This window comes from Corynebacterium halotolerans, from assembly GCF_050107895.1.
Lineage (GTDB): Bacteria > Actinomycetota > Actinomycetes > Mycobacteriales > Mycobacteriaceae > Corynebacterium > Corynebacterium halotolerans_B.
In genome coordinates, this window is sequence record NZ_JBNILW010000008.1 from 55,151 (window position 1) to 70,673 (window position 15,523).

The 15,523-nt window shown below is 62.2% G+C and carries 15 protein-coding genes; 14 read left to right on the forward strand and 1 reads right to left on the reverse strand.

Annotated elements, in window-relative coordinates:
• Positions 1 to 302: 302 nt before the first annotated feature.
• The 14 genes from eccCa to ACQCVD_RS09400 all read left to right on the forward strand — a co-directional run bounded on the left by eccCa (position 303) and on the right by ACQCVD_RS09400 (position 14,654).
• The gene (gene eccCa / locus ACQCVD_RS09335; RefSeq protein ID WP_426823590.1) at positions 303 to 3,656 is read left to right on the forward strand and encodes a type VII secretion protein EccCa; all 3,354 of its coding nucleotides are present in this window, start codon (positions 303 to 305) and stop codon (positions 3,654 to 3,656) included.
• Entirely contained in the window at positions 3,653 to 4,651 is a 999-nt protein-coding gene (locus ACQCVD_RS09340) for a type VII secretion-associated protein (RefSeq protein ID WP_426823471.1), read from the forward strand. Before eccCa ends, ACQCVD_RS09340 begins: the two co-directional genes overlap by 4 nt.
• Positions 4,652 to 4,840: 189 nt before the next feature.
• Positions 4,841 to 5,155 carry a WXG100 family type VII secretion target gene (locus ACQCVD_RS09345; protein WP_426823472.1) on the forward strand — a complete coding sequence of 105 codons (315 nt, stop codon included), beginning with the start codon at positions 4,841 to 4,843 and terminating at the stop codon, positions 5,153 to 5,155.
• A 42-nt stretch (positions 5,156 to 5,197) separates the two neighbouring features.
• Positions 5,198 to 5,431, forward strand: coding sequence for a WXG100 family type VII secretion target (locus ACQCVD_RS09350; protein ID WP_426823473.1), 234 nt, complete (start codon positions 5,198 to 5,200; stop codon positions 5,429 to 5,431).
• Positions 5,370 to 6,758 (forward strand): recombinase family protein, encoded by a 1,389-nt coding sequence (locus ACQCVD_RS09355; protein WP_426823474.1) that lies wholly within the window; start codon positions 5,370 to 5,372, stop codon positions 6,756 to 6,758. The genes ACQCVD_RS09350 and ACQCVD_RS09355 overlap by 62 nt, the downstream gene beginning before the upstream one ends.
• A gap of 1,072 nt (positions 6,759 to 7,830) precedes the next feature.
• Positions 7,831 to 8,331: a hypothetical protein gene (locus ACQCVD_RS09360; protein WP_426823475.1), complete on the forward strand. Its 501-nt coding sequence runs from the start codon at positions 7,831 to 7,833 to the stop codon at positions 8,329 to 8,331.
• A gap of 10 nt (positions 8,332 to 8,341) precedes the next feature.
• Positions 8,342 to 8,647 carry a hypothetical protein gene (locus ACQCVD_RS09365; protein WP_426823476.1) on the forward strand — a complete coding sequence of 102 codons (306 nt, stop codon included), beginning with the start codon at positions 8,342 to 8,344 and terminating at the stop codon, positions 8,645 to 8,647.
• A 649-nt stretch (positions 8,648 to 9,296) separates the two neighbouring features.
• Complete coding sequence (locus ACQCVD_RS09370; protein WP_426823477.1) at positions 9,297 to 10,628, forward strand: terminase large subunit domain-containing protein; 1,332 nt, start codon at positions 9,297 to 9,299, stop codon at positions 10,626 to 10,628.
• Entirely contained in the window at positions 10,556 to 11,896 is a 1,341-nt protein-coding gene (locus tag ACQCVD_RS09375; RefSeq protein WP_426823478.1) for a phage portal protein, read from the forward strand. The genes ACQCVD_RS09370 and ACQCVD_RS09375 overlap by 73 nt, the downstream gene beginning before the upstream one ends.
• The gene (locus tag ACQCVD_RS09380; RefSeq protein ID WP_426823479.1) at positions 11,893 to 12,636 is read left to right on the forward strand and encodes a hypothetical protein; all 744 of its coding nucleotides are present in this window, start codon (positions 11,893 to 11,895) and stop codon (positions 12,634 to 12,636) included. Before ACQCVD_RS09375 ends, ACQCVD_RS09380 begins: the two co-directional genes overlap by 4 nt.
• Before the next feature lie 7 nt (positions 12,637 to 12,643).
• The gene (locus ACQCVD_RS09385; protein WP_426823480.1) at positions 12,644 to 12,958 is read left to right on the forward strand and encodes a hypothetical protein; all 315 of its coding nucleotides are present in this window, start codon (positions 12,644 to 12,646) and stop codon (positions 12,956 to 12,958) included.
• Positions 12,955 to 13,353 carry a hypothetical protein gene (locus ACQCVD_RS09390; protein WP_426823481.1) on the forward strand — a complete coding sequence of 133 codons (399 nt, stop codon included), beginning with the start codon at positions 12,955 to 12,957 and terminating at the stop codon, positions 13,351 to 13,353. The genes ACQCVD_RS09385 and ACQCVD_RS09390 overlap by 4 nt, the downstream gene beginning before the upstream one ends.
• Positions 13,354 to 13,482: 129 nt before the next feature.
• Positions 13,483 to 14,328, forward strand: a complete 846-nt coding sequence (locus ACQCVD_RS09395; protein WP_426823482.1) for a phage major capsid protein — start codon at positions 13,483 to 13,485, stop codon at positions 14,326 to 14,328.
• Positions 14,328 to 14,654, forward strand: coding sequence for a hypothetical protein (locus ACQCVD_RS09400; RefSeq protein ID WP_426823483.1), 327 nt, complete (start codon positions 14,328 to 14,330; stop codon positions 14,652 to 14,654). Before ACQCVD_RS09395 ends, ACQCVD_RS09400 begins: the two co-directional genes overlap by 1 nt.
• Positions 14,655 to 15,202: 548 nt before the next feature.
• Here ACQCVD_RS09400 and ACQCVD_RS09405 read toward each other — a convergent pair.
• The gene (locus ACQCVD_RS09405; RefSeq protein ID WP_426823484.1) at positions 15,203 to 15,469 is read right to left on the reverse strand and encodes a hypothetical protein; all 267 of its coding nucleotides are present in this window, start codon (positions 15,467 to 15,469) and stop codon (positions 15,203 to 15,205) included.
• Positions 15,470 to 15,523: the final 54 nt, after the last annotated feature.

Consider the following 15,523-nt stretch of genomic DNA (forward strand, 5'->3'; position numbering starts at 1 on the left):
GACCGGGCGCCGAAACCGTGCCGTGGCGATCGGGGAGAATATTCGAGGGGGAATTCCACGTGCTTGCCGTGGCAGAAGATCATGTCGTCATACCGCTGACCACCGCGGAACGGGAGCCGGTGCCACCGCTTCCCACCGCGCCACTGAACGCCGAAGCCGTGCCGGGGGCCAGGCGTCCCGGGGTGATGCCGTTGCTGCGCATCCTGATGCCGGTGATCATGCTCGCCGCCATGGCCGCCATGGTGGCGATGATGTTCCTGTCCGGCGGCCAGTTCAGTCCGATGATGCTGGTTTTTCCACTGATGATGGCGATGGGGTTTCTCATGATGTTCGCCCCGCCGCAAGGGGAGGACACCGACGAGACCCGCCGCACCTATCTGCGGCATCTGACGCTGCTGCGGGAGACGGCGCTGAAGAACGCCGCGGACCAGCGGACCCATGAATACCACCGGCACCCGGATCCGGACAGTCTGCGCCAGCTGTGTGGATCCCGACGGATGTGGGAACGCGGCACCGGCGACCCGGATGTCCTGGAGGTGCGCCTGGGGACCGGCACCACCGCGCTGTGCACCCCGGTGGCGGTCCCGGACTCCGGGGCGACGGAGGACCTGGATCCGGTGTGCGCGGTGTCCCTGCGGCGCACTGTCGCTGCGGTAGGAACGGTGCCGCAGATGCCGGTCGTGGTGGCTCTCCAGGCCTTCCGCTTCCTGGGGATCTCCGGATCCGGGGCCGCGGGACTGGCCCGGGCCATCGTGGCGCAACTGGTGTTCCACCACGGCCCCGAAACCATCGGCATCAGTGCCCTGGGCGGCGGCTGGGACTGGGTGAAGTGGCTGCCGCACACCCGCGACGTCGACGCCGCCGCCCACCGCGTCCTGATCGTGGACTCGGTGACCACCACCGGCACCGAGGACTTCATCGACGACACCTACTGGCACGTCATCATCGACGTCGGCACCCGGCAGGCCACGGCACTGGGGGAACGCGCGGAGCAGGAGGGACTGTCCCTGCAGGCGGAGGGGGAACTGATCATCCACACCACCGCCGGTCCGGAGTCCCTCGGGGTGGCGGAACAGCTCAGCGAAAGCGGGGCGCTGGTGCTGGCACGGCGGCTGACCGCGTACCGACGCCCCGCCGGGGCCGGGGGCGCGACCAACGGTGACCTGCCCAGCCTGCTGGGGTTGCGGGACATCGCTGAACTGACCCCGGAGACGATGTGGACGCCCCGTGGCGCCCGGCGCCTGGCGGTGCCGGTGGGCCTCAGCGGGGCGGGGACCCCGATGGTGGTCGACCTCAAGGAGTCCGCGCACGGTGGGATGGGCCCACACGGACTGTGCATTGGAGCGACTGGTAGCGGCAAGAGCGAGTTGTTGAGAACACTCGTGGTGTCGCTGGTGGCCACCCATTCCCCGGCGGACCTGAATCTGGTGCTGGTGGATTTCAAGGGTGGCGCGACCTTCCTCGGCCTGGAGCGGCTGCCGCATACCTCGGCGGTGATCACCAACCTCGCCGACGAGGCGATCCTGGTGGAACGCATGCAGCACGCCATCAGCGGCGAGCTGAACCGGCGCCAGGAGATCCTGCGGGAGGCGGGCAACTTCGCCAACGTCGGTGACTACACGGCCGCCCGGGCCGAGCGTCCCGAGCTGCCGCCGCTGCCCGCCCTGTTCATCGTCGTCGATGAATTCTCTGAGCTACTCGGTCAGCACCCGGATTTCGCTGACCTGTTCGCCGCCGTCGGCAGGCTGGGGCGTTCCCTGCACGTCCATCTCCTGCTCGCCAGCCAACGCCTGGAGGAGGGCCGCCTCCGCGGCCTGGATTCTCACCTGTCCTACCGGATCGGCCTGAAGACCTTCTCCGCGGCGGAATCCCGGCAGGTCATCGGGATCACCGACGCCTACAGCCTGCCCGCGAAACCCGGCTCCGGGTTCCTGAAATCCGACGCGGAGACCGTCACCCGCTTCCAGGCGGCCTATGTCTCCGGTCCCCTGCGACATCGCGCTGCCGGTGTGGTGCCGGGGAGCCTCCGGGTGACCGAATTCACCGGCTGGGACGACATCGACGACGCCGAGGAAGCCGCCGAGATGGTCACCGATGAATCCCGGACTCTGCTGGATGCGGTGGTGGACACCGCAGTGCGCGCCGGGCAGGCGGCCCACCGGATCTGGTTGCCGCCGCTGCCGCCGGTGATCGAACTGGCCGGGGTGGCTGAGAGGTACGGGAGCCTGGCGGTCTCGATCGGTATCATCGACCGGCCCTACCACCAGCGCCAGGACCCCTATGTGCTGGACCTGTCCGGCAGTGGTGGGCACGCGGCGGTCTGCGGGGGCCCACAGACGGGGAAATCCACCGCGCTACGCACCATCGTCGCCTCCCTGGCCGCCACCCACACCACCGCGGAACTGCGGTTCTACGTCCTGGACCTGGGCGGGCAGTCGCTGGCGACCCTGGGGCGGCTGCCCCACGTGGCGGGCCTGGCGGGGCGGGGTGAACCGGAACGGGTGCACCGCATCCTTGATGAGGTGGCGGGACTGGTCGGGGAGCCGGAGGAGCGCCACACCTTCCTGGTCATCGACGGGTGGCACACCATTACCGCGGAATTCGAGGAGCTGGTGGACCGCATCACCCAACTCGCCGCCGACGGCCTGTCCGCCCGCGTGCACCTGCTGGTCAGCGCCCCACGGTGGACGACTCTGCGGCCGGCGATCCGCGACCTGATCCACCACCGGATCGAATTGCGGCTGGGCGAACCGATGGATTCCCTGATCGACCGGAAGGCCCAGCAGAAACTGCCCGCAGCGCCGGGGCGGGGGCTGACGGCAGATGCGGAGCAGATGCTCATCGCCCTGACCGCGAATCAGGATCTCGCCCACATCACCTCCGCCGCCGCGAACACCGGCCAGGCACCCGTCCCCGCGCTGAAGGTGCTACCGGCCCGGTTGACCAGCAGCGACCTAGCCGCCCCCGTGCAGACCGGGATCCCCTTCGCCGTGGGCGGATCACGACTGGCGACGCTGACCTGGAATCCGACGGACAACCCGCACCTGATCTGCGTGGGCAGTCAGGGCTCCGGCAAGTCGGGTCTGCTGCGCACCCTGGGCACGGCACTTGAGCAGTGGCCGTCCGAGCGTGCCCGGTTGGTGGTCATCGACCACCGTCGGACGCACCTCGGGGTCTTCGACGACAGCATGGTCGCCGCCTATTCCGCGTCCTCCGCCACCACCATGAAGGTGGTGGCGGACCTGGTCGCTACGTTGCGGTCCCGGCTACCCGGTGCGGAGATCACCGCGGCGGAACTGGCGGCGCGCTCCTGGTGGGAAGGCCCGGACATCTATCTGTTGATCGACGACCTGGATCTGGTGCCCGACGGTGCCCTGCACGATCTGGTGGAGCTGCTGCCCCATTCCCGTGACATCGGTCTCCACGTGGTCCTCACCCGTAAATCCGGCGGGGTGGGCCGCGCCCTGTTCGGCCCGTTCCTCGCCGGGCTCAAAGACCAGACCCCGGCACTGCTGTTGCTTGACGCGGACCGGGAGGAAGGGGCGGTGCTGGGGGTGAAACCGAGCGCCCAGCCCCCGGGGAGGGGAGTCTGGCAGGTCCGCGGTTCGGTGGTCGGTACCTGCCAGGTGGCCCTGACGGAAGAGGCGCAGCCATGACCGGGGCAGTGGACACCAGCCAGGACCGGCGGACCACCGCTGACGTGGTGACGGTGACCATCGGCGACAACGCCACCGTATTCGAGGGGCCGGACACCGTCTACCGTTATGACCTGCCCGGTTCCGGGGTCGTGGAGGGCTGGGCCCTGGCGGCCGTGGTGGACCAGATCAAACAGCTGACCGTCGCCTACTGGCCGGAGATCGAGGTGGTGGTCGACGCCGACGAGGCCGCCACCGAGATGCTGACCCGCACGCTCCTGAACAAGGGAGTGGCGGCCTACGCCTCGGAGGCACTGCGGGAAGTGCCGTTGCCGCAACCGGAGGGAGAGGTCGAGATCACCCGCCCGACCACCGGGCGCACGCACCGCAACCTGGCGGTCCACCCGATCCATGTCGCGATCGTCGTGGTCATCGTGCTGGTGGGTGGCGTGTCGTGGTGGGCGATCGACACGACCACCGCTGCTCCCTCCGAGTCAACCTCACCGCCAGCAGGGGAAGAGAACTCCGTGAAGGTGGCCCCGGATACGCCGGCTACGGATTCGAGGGCCGCGACGACTCCGGGGCCGACGGAAGCAGAACACCCCAGCGCCGGGGAAGTGGTGATCGAACACTCGGATCTCCGGGTGAGCGTGCCTTTCGGCTTTGAACCGGAGATGAAGGATGACGCCCTGGTCCTGGTCGGCGATGATCCCCACCTGCGGATCCATGTGGCAGCCGATCCCGTACACCAGGTGCCGGCGCCGGCGGTGCACCGGGAGATCGAGGCGATGGTCAACTCCGATGACACCCTCCATCTGCTCACCCCTGCCAGCGAGGGCAGCAACGGCAAGCTGGTCTATCGCGAGGAGCCGGGGGACGCGTCCGTGGTCACCTGGACCACCTGGGTTACCGCCGGTCACCAGTTCAGCGTCGGCTGCCACACCCGTACCGCGCCGACGCTGCCGCAGCAGGCGGCCTGCCGCATGGCCTCGGAATCCCTGTCGCTGGGGGACTGAGGTGTTCCCGGTGGACAGCTGCGAGGAGATGCGCGGAAGAAACCGGAGTCTTCCGGGAACCTTTCAATGGTGCCGGCAGTCTTAGAAGATGAGAGCGCCGAGCAACGGCGTTATCTCGGGGGAGCGTCCGGTGGGGAGAACCGCCGGAACACCACATCTATCACCACTTGTATCGGGGAGGGCGAAGAAATGTCCATGTTCAAGACTGAAGCCGACGTCATGATCGCCACGGCGGGACGCGTCGACGACACCAACAATGAGGTTCAGAGTGAACTGGGACGACTGCGGGGCGTGGTCGACGGCGTGCGGTCCAGCTGGGTCGGTCAGGCGCAGGTGAGCTTCGACGGGCTCATGAACCGGTGGGATTCCTCGGCGCGGCAGCTGCAGGAAGCACTGGGCAGCATCAGCACCAACATCCGCAGCAACGCCCACAACTTCGATGACATGGAGGCCCAGAACGCGCAGGCCTTCACCTCGGTCGGCGGCCAGGGTCTGGCGCTCTAAGCGCCGCCGTCACCGCACCACCAACGAAAGGAAGAGAAAGACATGAGCCAGATCAAATACCAGTTCGGGGCCATCGAGACCGCCGCCGGCGACATCAACTCCACCTCGGGTCGGATCACCCAGATGCTCGGGGACCTGAAGTCCCAGATCCAGCCGATGACCGCCACCTGGGAGGGCGAGTCGCCCATTTGTCAAGCTGGGTATAGTAGGGGGCATGGGATACGCAATCTATTGCCGCATCAGCCGCGACTCAGCAGGCGGAGGAGACGGGGTTAGCAACCAACAACAAGAGTGCCAAAAGTACGCGGACCAGCACAGCCTTGTAGTTGACCACGTCTACACAGATAACGACGTGTCCGCATTCTCAGGCACTACCCGCCCTGAGTTCCAGCGCATGCTTAACAACCTCGACGCAGGCAAGCACGACGGCATCATCACCTGGCATGTTGACCGCCTATACCGACGCACCGTCGAACTGGAAAGAATCGTCAACCTTGTAGAAAAGACCGGGATAGAAGTACGCACCCTGAGAGCTGGAAACCTCGATCTCAACACTGCCAATGGGAGAATGGCCGCCCGCATGGGCGCAATCATCGCCAACTTTGAAGTTGATCACCAGATCGAACGCATGATGCTATCTCAGCAATCCCGGGCCGTAGAAGGCCGTTTCCGGGGCGGGTTTGTGCCATATGGGTACAAGGTCGGAAACTCCCCCGGAAGCCTTGTGATAATCCCTGAACAGGCCGCAATCGTGCGTGAAATGGCCCGCCGCATCCTGGACAGCGAGCCCGTCATCAGCATCTCCAAAGACCTCAACCGGCGAGGCATCCCCACCCAAAACGGGAAACAGTGGCGCACCTCAACAGTTCGCCGTACCCTCATGAAACCCTCCGTAGCCGGCCTATCCGTCCATCACGGGAAGATTGTGGGCACTGCGCAATGGGAGCCTATTATCGAAGAGGAAGACTGGCGGGCGGTTGTCGCCATACTCAGTGACCCGGCCCGCCGAACCCAGCAGGGAAACGTCAAGCGCTGGCAGGGGGCGGGGGTCTACCGTTGCGGGAAATGTGGCGGCACCATGATCACAAAGAAGTCACGGGCAAAGTATGGCTCGGGGAGAAACTATCTATGTGGGAAGTGTGCCGGTGTATCCCGGAACCTGGATAAGGTTGACGACGTCGTAGATAGCGTTATTCTCGGGTATCTCGATATGCCGCGTAACCAACTCAGAGTTGCTAATCGTGAGGAAACTGAAGGTGAAGACCTCGGGAAACTCATGGAAGAGCGCCGCCATCTCGATGAGCGTCGTTCCCGATTGGGGACTTTATTCGCTTCCGGGGCTATAGATGAAGACCAGCTTGTAGTCGGCACAAGAGACCTCAAGCAGCGGATAGATAAGCTAAATGGCCGAATTTCCGAGGTGCGTAAGGTTTCTCCTATGGTTGATCTTGTCCTCGCGGGAGATGAGCTTCAGCAGCGGTGGAGGGATATGTCCCCGGATATTCGTGGGGAAGTGATTGACGAGCTGGTGACGGTGACAATCCTGCCGACTAAGTCTCGCTCGGTGTTTGATCGTGAGTCGGTGCGGGTCGAATGGAAGTGAAGGCGGGGCATTTACGCAGGTGGGGCCTCGACTGTCGTTTGAGCGGTATAATAAGAATGCATTCAGATAACGAACGTAACGTGCGTGGTAGAATAGGGGTATTCGCGCAGGTGGAACAGTAATGCAATTCCCGTGATAAACTAGAGGTATTCACGCAGGTCGCAACGACTTTACCACGCGATTGGTACTAATAGATATATGAGCGTTTGAGGGAAGAATCCCCTCAAGCGCTTTTTTTAATCCCCAAAACACGCAATGACGCGCAACCCCGACCCACCACAGGGCCGGGGTTTTCTCATGCCCAAAACCAGGAGCACCAATGAACTACATAGACCAACTACTCGAAGAAGCCCCCACCCTCACCGACGACAAGCGAGACAAACTCGAAGCCCTATTTGGAGGTCAAAAGATGTGACACACCACTTAGTTAGTGCAAACGACACAGCCAACCAACTACACATCAGCCGGCGCACTCTACAGCACTGGACACAACACCACCGATTCCCCAAACCAGTCTATTTGGGGCGGCAGGCTTTCTACACACAAGGCGACATTGATCGCTATATCCACAATTCCCTTGAAACGAGGACACACAATGACCGACAAATTAGCGGCAGCAGTTAACCAGCAGGAGCGCGAAGCATGGCGACGGGCAGTACGCCTGGAGGAGGGCTTTACCGTGATGCAACGACTTATCCTCACCGGCCTGGACGAGTACCGCAACAGTGAACGCGGGGACGCTTTCCCTTCTAATGCCCGACTGGGTAGGGATTGCCTCACTACTCGGGAGACGGTGAATAGGGCGCTGCGGAGGGCCGAGGAGCTGGGCTACCTCACCGGGCACCGTTCCAAGAATGACAACGGGAGCAGTAGGCCGGTGGTCTGGCGGTTCACTATCCCACCAGAGGGTGTGACCGTAGGATCACAGGGGTGTGACGCTGGGATCACAGGGGGTGTGACGGTGGGATCACACGAACCCCCGAAGGAACACCCGATTAAACCCCCGAATCCTATTAACGCACATGTCCAAGAACATGAGCCCATGGATGAGCCTTACCCATTCTCAGAGTTCATGGAAGAGGACGAACCGGAGCACCGGGCCGAGTTCATCAATCACCTCATTTCAGAGGAGTCACCCTATTCCTACCACCACGTCCTAGCGGGCTTCTCCCGGGCAATGACGGAAGCGAACCGCAGTAACTGGGTAAGCACGTTCAAGGCCTTCATCACCAGCCTTTCTGCGGTCTTACCGCATACGGGCAATGGTGACCCTCTAGATGAGGCTGCGGGAGTCATGGAGCGGACCAGTGATCCGCATCTAGACGGTTTTGACCATCTGGACTTTGCCCGCTTATGGCGAGGGCGCCGAGAAGGCGTCAGTGAAGAGGAATACCGCCGCGCATGGGAACACGCACTCATGAACGACACCCTTACCGGGACACGCATCATCGCCGTCGCATCGTCCGAGCACGTGTTGAGGAAATACCCGCGTGAGTTCACCAGCATCATCAACGAGCTGAGCAAATACCAGCTTTCCAAGGCCGTTTCCGGCTACAAGAAAAACAACCTTTAGGAGAAAAACAATGACCCACATTTCAGGGCAAGAGGGAACCCTCATCCGAGCACGCATTCGACAGCCCGGCAAAGCCTGGCACACCACCGGAATCACCATGTATTCCTACATCCAGCGCCACCACAACAAAAAGCTAGACCGGGTGGAAAAGCGAAGCAACGTCACCATCAAAGACATTGCCAATAACACTGAGATCCGTTTCAAGTGGTCCGAGATCAAAGCGCTTCACGCCTCGCTGACTGAGCTCATGGAAGACACCACCCGAAAGCATGAGCAGCAGATGGCGCAGGACGCCGAGACTAAGGAGGATGAGTGAGCCTCCCAACACCGTGTCTCACATGCGGAACACTCACCCTAAAAAGACGCTGCGAACACTGCACCCAACACCAACCACAACCACACCGCACCCACCACCAACAGGCCAACACCACACAACGCGGCTACAACAACCGATGGCGACGACTCAGCGAACGAGCACGCACCCTCCAACCCTTCTGCACCGACTGCGGAACCACCACCAACCTCACCGCAGACCACAGCCCCGAAGCATGGGAACGCCACGAAGCCGGACTACCAATCCGCCTCCAAGACATCGACGTCGTGTGCCTCACCTGCAACCTCAAACGCGGAGCAGCACGAGGCGATAGAAGCCGATCTAAGACCACCAACAACCCCACTCGCACTGAACCCCACGACAACGCCAACAGGCGCCCAGACGGGCACACAGACACCAGGGGACACACCCCAGACGAGTCCGATCCCGACCTGATGACCCCTAAGGGGAGAGACAATTACTTTCCGTGGAAAGTGATTGTTGGTGGTGGTGAACAGTGAGAGCGGGGCCGAAGGCGGCGGCGGACCTGTCGCCGTTGGAGTGGAACCCGAGGAGCCGGGGCGGAGAGCAGTTGCGACTGTTCGCGGAGAAGTTCCTGCGGGTTCCGAAGGGTAAGGGGGCCGGTGGGCCGATGAAGCTCAGGCCGTGGCAGGTGGATATGGCGTCTACCTTGTACGGCGATGAGCTGAAGACGGCTGTATGGGTTATTCCTCGGGGTAATGGCAAGTCGGGGATTGCTGCTGCTATCGCGTTGCATCACGTCTTTATGTCGGGGATTGAGGGGGCACGGTGCATCATCGTGGCCCAGGACGAGCGTTCCGCGATGCGATTGTTGACCACCGCGAAGCGCATGGTCCAGATGAACCCAGAGCTTGATTCCAGGTGCAAGATATACAGTGACCGCATTGAAGTGCCAGGGTCGAACAGTTCGATTGTTGCATTACCTGGTGAGGCGCACCGCATTGAAGGTGAGGACGCCACGCTGGCGATCATCGATGAGGTGGGCATTGTCCGTAAGGAGGCGTTCGCTGCGGCGATCCTGTCCACGGGTAAGGATGAGTTCGGGAAGGTGCTGGCGATTGGTACCCCGTCGCCGGCCCGGTGGCGTGAGGCGTCTCCGTTGTGGGAGCTGGTGGTCGAGGGTCGGTCCAACCGGGATGACCCCACGTTTTCACTGGTGGAGTTCGGGGTCGATGCCAAGCGCCCGATTAGTGACCCGGAGACGTGGCGTGAGGCCAATCCCGCCTATGACGACTGGCTGACCGAGGCCAACGTCCGCAACCAGCTGCCGCCCAAAACGAGTGAGCTGGAGTTCCGTCGGGCACGACTGGGGCAATGGTCTGAGCAGTCGAGCGAGCCTGCGTTCAACGCCGAGAAGTGGGAAGAGTGCGGCCGCGAGGGCGTGATGATCCCGCCAGGCTCCCGGGTGGTGCTGGCGTTCGATGGATCGTCCTCGGATGACTCCACGGCCATTGTGGTGGGGTCCGTCTCGAAGGTTCCCCATTATCAGGTCGGGGGATTGTGGGAGCCATCGAAGGAAGAGGCTGGGTACCGGGTGGACCAGCTGGAAGTGATGCAGCGTATCCGCGATTTAGCGTCCGTCTATGACGTTCAAGAGATCGTGGCGGACACGCACTTGTGGATGTACGCGCTGACTGTGTTGAAGGAAGAGGGCTACCCGGTGCATTCCTTCCCGCAGACACCGAGGCGGCAGACCCCGGCGACCAATGATCTTCGGGGGGCGATCCACGGGGGGCTGTTGACGCATTCCGGGGAGAAGTCGCTGACCTCGCATGTGTTGCGGGCGTCGCTGGAGGAGAAGTCGTCGGGCGTGAAGCTGGTCAAGCCGTCCGAGAAGCAAAAGATTGACCTGGCGGTGTCACTAATGATGTGCCACTCACGGTGTACGTATTTGGCGTTGCCGAGCCACAAGCGAAGAAAGAAAGTACGGGGGTTCAAATGACAGTTCAGGAACAGGCCGAGAAGCTGGTGCAAAAGCTCCAGCTGGAGCAGCCGGTTGTTATGGAGCGGGACAGGCGGTATCGGGGGGACCAGCCACTCAGGTTCCACGTGGACGAGATTGACAACAAGGATCTACAGACCTTTTCCGTCAATATTTGCCGTCTCGCGGTGAACGCGGTCGCGGAGCGGATGAAGGTTAAGAAGGTGACGGCGAAGGCAAACGGCGTGGACGTGTCCGACCGGATGGAGTCCTACTGGGATTCCCTAGGCATGGATCAGCGCTTACAGTCAGCCATCGTGGATGCCCTGGCCGTGGGGTCCGCGTATCTCATCGTGTGGGGAGCGAAGGGAAACCGGCCGACGATCACGGTGGAGTCTGCCGAGCAAGTCACGGTGTCACGCGACCCAATTACCAGTGAGGTCACCGGGGCGGTGAAGCGCTGGTTTGAGCATGACCACCAGGGGATTATGGTCGATGAGCACGTGATTTTCTACGGCCCGGACGAGATCACCCGGATGGCCCGGGACGAGGCTGGTGGCTTGAAGATCGTCCGCAAGGTGGACAATCCTCTCGGGGTGGTTCCGGTGGTGCCGCTAATCAACCTTGACCGGGTGACAGATGATCGTGGGTATTCGGTGGTGGATGACCTGGGGCCGTTGGTTGATGCGTTGAGTAAGATTCTTGCGGATATGCTCACCGCGTCTGAGCATGTGGCGCGCCCGAAGCGGTGGGCGACCGGTGTGGCCCTTGAGGAAGGGGGCGACGGTTTCACCGCAGATGGTGGGGCACTGGAGGAGGAACCGGAGCGGGTGCGTAACCCGTTCGAGGACTCCTACCGTATGTGGATCAGCGAGAGTGACGCCGCGAAGTTCGGGCAGCTCCCGGGAGGTGACCTCAACGGATACAAGACCGCTGTGGATGTAGTGATGCAGCAGATCATGGCGACGTCTGCCCTCCCGGCCCATATGGTCGGCATCACATCCTCAAACCCGTCGTCGGCGGACGCTATTCGTTCGGCGGAGGCATCCATCACGGCCCGGGCTGAGTCCCGCGCACGGGTGCTGACTATGGCGATTGAGTACGCGGTGATCCTCATGGTGTCCGTGGACCAGGGGGTACCGGTCAGTCAGTGTGAGGCGTGGATTCAGTGGGGCAGTTTTGCCACCCGCTCCCAAGCCCAGGAGGCCGACGCGGTGACCAAGCTTCACTCCCTAGGCATCATCACCACGGAGGAAGCCCGGCAGGCGGTCGGGGTGGATGGTCTATGAAGGTGATGGAGCGTTCCTATGAGGCGGTAGAGCGGGCAATGAAGCCCGTGGCCGCTGACCTAGTGTTCGGCTACGGGGTGCCCACCAGCATTGATACCGCGTATGAACTAGCCGACCAGCTGTACCCGGAGATCATGGGGCGCCGGCGTCGGATGATCCGGGATGAGGCCGAGTCAATCGCTAAAGACCATCCCTTCCTGGTGATCCCGGATGGTGACCGGTACCCGTTGACCGCGACGCGGAAGATGGTGGTCAACTCCGCTGGGCTGGCCCCGAAACCGAGGCTGGCCCAGGTGGAGATGTATGACCCGGCGACCCGGGAGATGCAGACCACAAGCATCGCCCCTTACCTGGCCCCGGACATGGAAGACATGCAGGTCGAGATGGGGAGGCGTCTGGCAACAGCCACGGCACGCCATATCAAGGGCGCGTCACGGGAGCTGGTGATCCGCACGGCACGGGAGAACCGCACGGGCTGGGCACGGCAGCTATCGGGGTCCGAGAACTGCGCTTTTTGCGCCATGCTGGTGTCGAGGGGGGCTGTGTACACCAAGGACACCGCCCGGTTTGAAACCCACGACCATTGCAACTGCACCGCCACACTGGTCGATGGCCCGGAGTGGGATGGCCGCGACGAGGCGGAGCGTCTCTACACGTTGTGGCGAAGGTCGGAGGGGCTGGCCGAGTTCGGGAAAAAGTATCGGGAGGAGTTCGGTTTTGTCGGTATGGCCGCTACGTAAAACAGTCATGAAACCCGGGGAACGCTATCTCAGTGAGCCCGACCGGTGGGGTGACCAGAAATGGATTCAGGGCGACCCCGTCCCGGTGAACGTGCTGGGCTGGGAAGTGACCCGAAGCACCGAGGGTGACCCAGATTCTATTCTCCGCACCATTGACGAGCTTCAGATCATCGCCCCACCGGACACGTTCCAACCACAGGACGAGATCACCCTCCCGGACGGGGAGACATGGACCATCGAGGGCAATCCCTTAGACAGCAACAACGGCCCGTGGTGGGAGCCCGGGCTAGTCATTTATCGAGGAAGGAAGGTTACAGGATGAGCACTGAAAACGAGACTAACGAGCAGGTGGACGCCCCGGAGGTGGCCGAGGATGCACATCATGAAGATGTGGGTACAGCGGTGGAAGATCATGAGGCTGGAGCAGCGAGTGAGCCGGCTGGAGATGAGCCTGCCGAGGTTGACGACACGGTAGACCGTCGTCTTCACGCGGCGCTGGTGGCGCTGGATGGGCGGTTGCAGGACGCGACAGACCTGCCGTTTGACCCGGGGCACCTAGACGACGAGGAGGCGCTGACAGAGGCGATCACGGAGCTTGTGGAGCGTAAGCCGCACCTGCGGAAGCGGGAGTTTGCCTCTGATATTGGGGGCGGGAATCGCGGCAGTGCCGCACCAGAGTCACCGGACCTCATCAACATCATCCGGGGCATGATCTAAACCCCACCCGATTAACGTAACAAGTACTTTAATCAGGCTTATGGCCGTCGGAAATGGCCGTATCTTATCCACCCCGTGCAATAAATGCGCGGGACTTTCTCATTTAAACATACTTTTAGGAGTAAAACTATGGTGAACAACACCGCCAACCAGAACAACCTCATCAAGGATCAGGTCCAGAACATGCTGGTCAAGCCGCTACAGTCGGCCTCCGTCATGCTGGGCAGCGGCGCAACGATCATCAACTCCAGCGCCCCGGTCAAGATTCCCCGCCTCGACTCCTCCGGCCCGGTCGGATTCATCGGGGAAGGCGAGAAGATTCCCGACAACTACACCGTCGGAACCTCGGAAATCGCCCTTATGCCGTCCGAGCGAAAGAGCCTCAAGGCCATCAGCCGAGTCACCAACGAGCTGGTCCGACAGGCACAGAACGGCGTCACCCAGATGCTCCAGCAGCGACTGGTGGAGGACGTGCGCACCGAGCTTGACAACGCACTCCTCAACGGAGACGGCACCGACAACACCATCACCGGACTGTTCAACCAGACCGGCACCCAGACCGGCGTCCTTGACCTGTCCGACCCGGATAGCCTCCTCGACGCCCTGGCCCTGGCAACCGCCGCCGAGGTCACCCCGAACCGCTGGCTCCTCAACGGCACCGACTTCTACACCCTGCGCAAGCTCAAGGACGCAGACGGCCGGTACCTCATCCAGGAAACCCTCCAGGAAGGCGTCAGCTATACCCTATTCGGCATCCCGGCCACCGTCTCCAACAAGGTGCCCAAGGGCAAGGGAGCACTCCTCAACACCAATGAGGTGGTGATCGTCCGAGACATTGACCCGCAGATCACCATCCTGACGGAGAAGTACGCAGACACCGACGAGATCGGCATCCGCGTAGTCTCCCGCTACGACCTGGGTTTGCAGCGCCCGGAGGGTGTCATCCTCCTGGAGTCTGTAGAGGGTGATGCCTAATGCAGCCGACCGCCGGGGATTTGCAGGCGTTTCTCCTCGACGGGGCGGCACAGCCCGACACTGAGCAGGCCGAGCAGGCCCTGGAGATGGCTGGTGCGTATGTGCTGGCTTATACCCGGGGGCGGGGTAAGGATGCGGGCGGGAAGTGGCGTGAGGGTGTTGGTGAGGTTGTGATGAGCGTCGCCGCCCGTATTGCTGCTAACCCGTCTTTTGTTCAGTGGCGGAATCAGGCGGGGAGTTTTGCTGTGCACCGGTCTGAGGGGTTTACGGGGTTTAGTCTTGCGGAGCAGTTTGTGTTGAACAGGTATCGCAAGACGAGCATGTGATGATGCTGGTGGGGGAGGGTGCGCCCCGTGCGGGGACGGGGAAGGGCTTTATCACCAAAATGTGTAAAACTGGTGGCCGGTGCGCCCCGTGCGGGGACGGGGAAGGGCTTTCTGACATTTCTGTCATAAAGTCCTGACCAGTGCGCCCCGTGCGGGGACGGGGTACCCGACACCGTTGTGGAAAATTTGCCACAACGGGCAGTGCGCCCCAGGCGGGGACGGGGAAGGGACAAAGCTAATAGAGTAAACCCCATGCTATGACCCCTCACCCGGTGATTTCTCACAAAAACCTCTCCCAACGTCACAAAGCCCATGCCGAATAAACCCCACCCACAATCACCGTGGAGGGGCTATCCGAACCCGCCCTAGCAACTTATGCGCACTCAGTTGCCGGGCCGCCCTAGCCGAGTCTTGGGGCGCTTACGGGGTGGAGAACGGGGGACGTTTGTTGTGCGGTAACTGTCCGAACTAAAGCCGCTGACGGTATCCGGCCGTCACTAGGTGGCCTAAGTGTCCTTAGGGCACCAGATCACTGCCGGATCAACCGCTTACAGGGCGCCGTCCGCACGCAACGCATCGAACACACCCAGGCTCATCGCGTCATAGTTAAGGCCCACCATGTCCAGGTGGTCCACAACCTCACAGGCCCGCATGAACTGGTTAAGCTCCACACCGCGTGCCGTGAGCTGGGCAACGATACGTTGAACTGCCTGGGTTTTTGCCTCTTTCACCCGCTCTTGGCGCATTTCGTAGGCGGAGAGGCGGTCCGCTGCTTCCAAAAGGGCGGCGCATTCGATAGTGTTGTCTACAGGCATGGAAACTCCGTTTTTCCGTGTCAGGCCCCCGGATACTCGCTATATCCGCTGTGT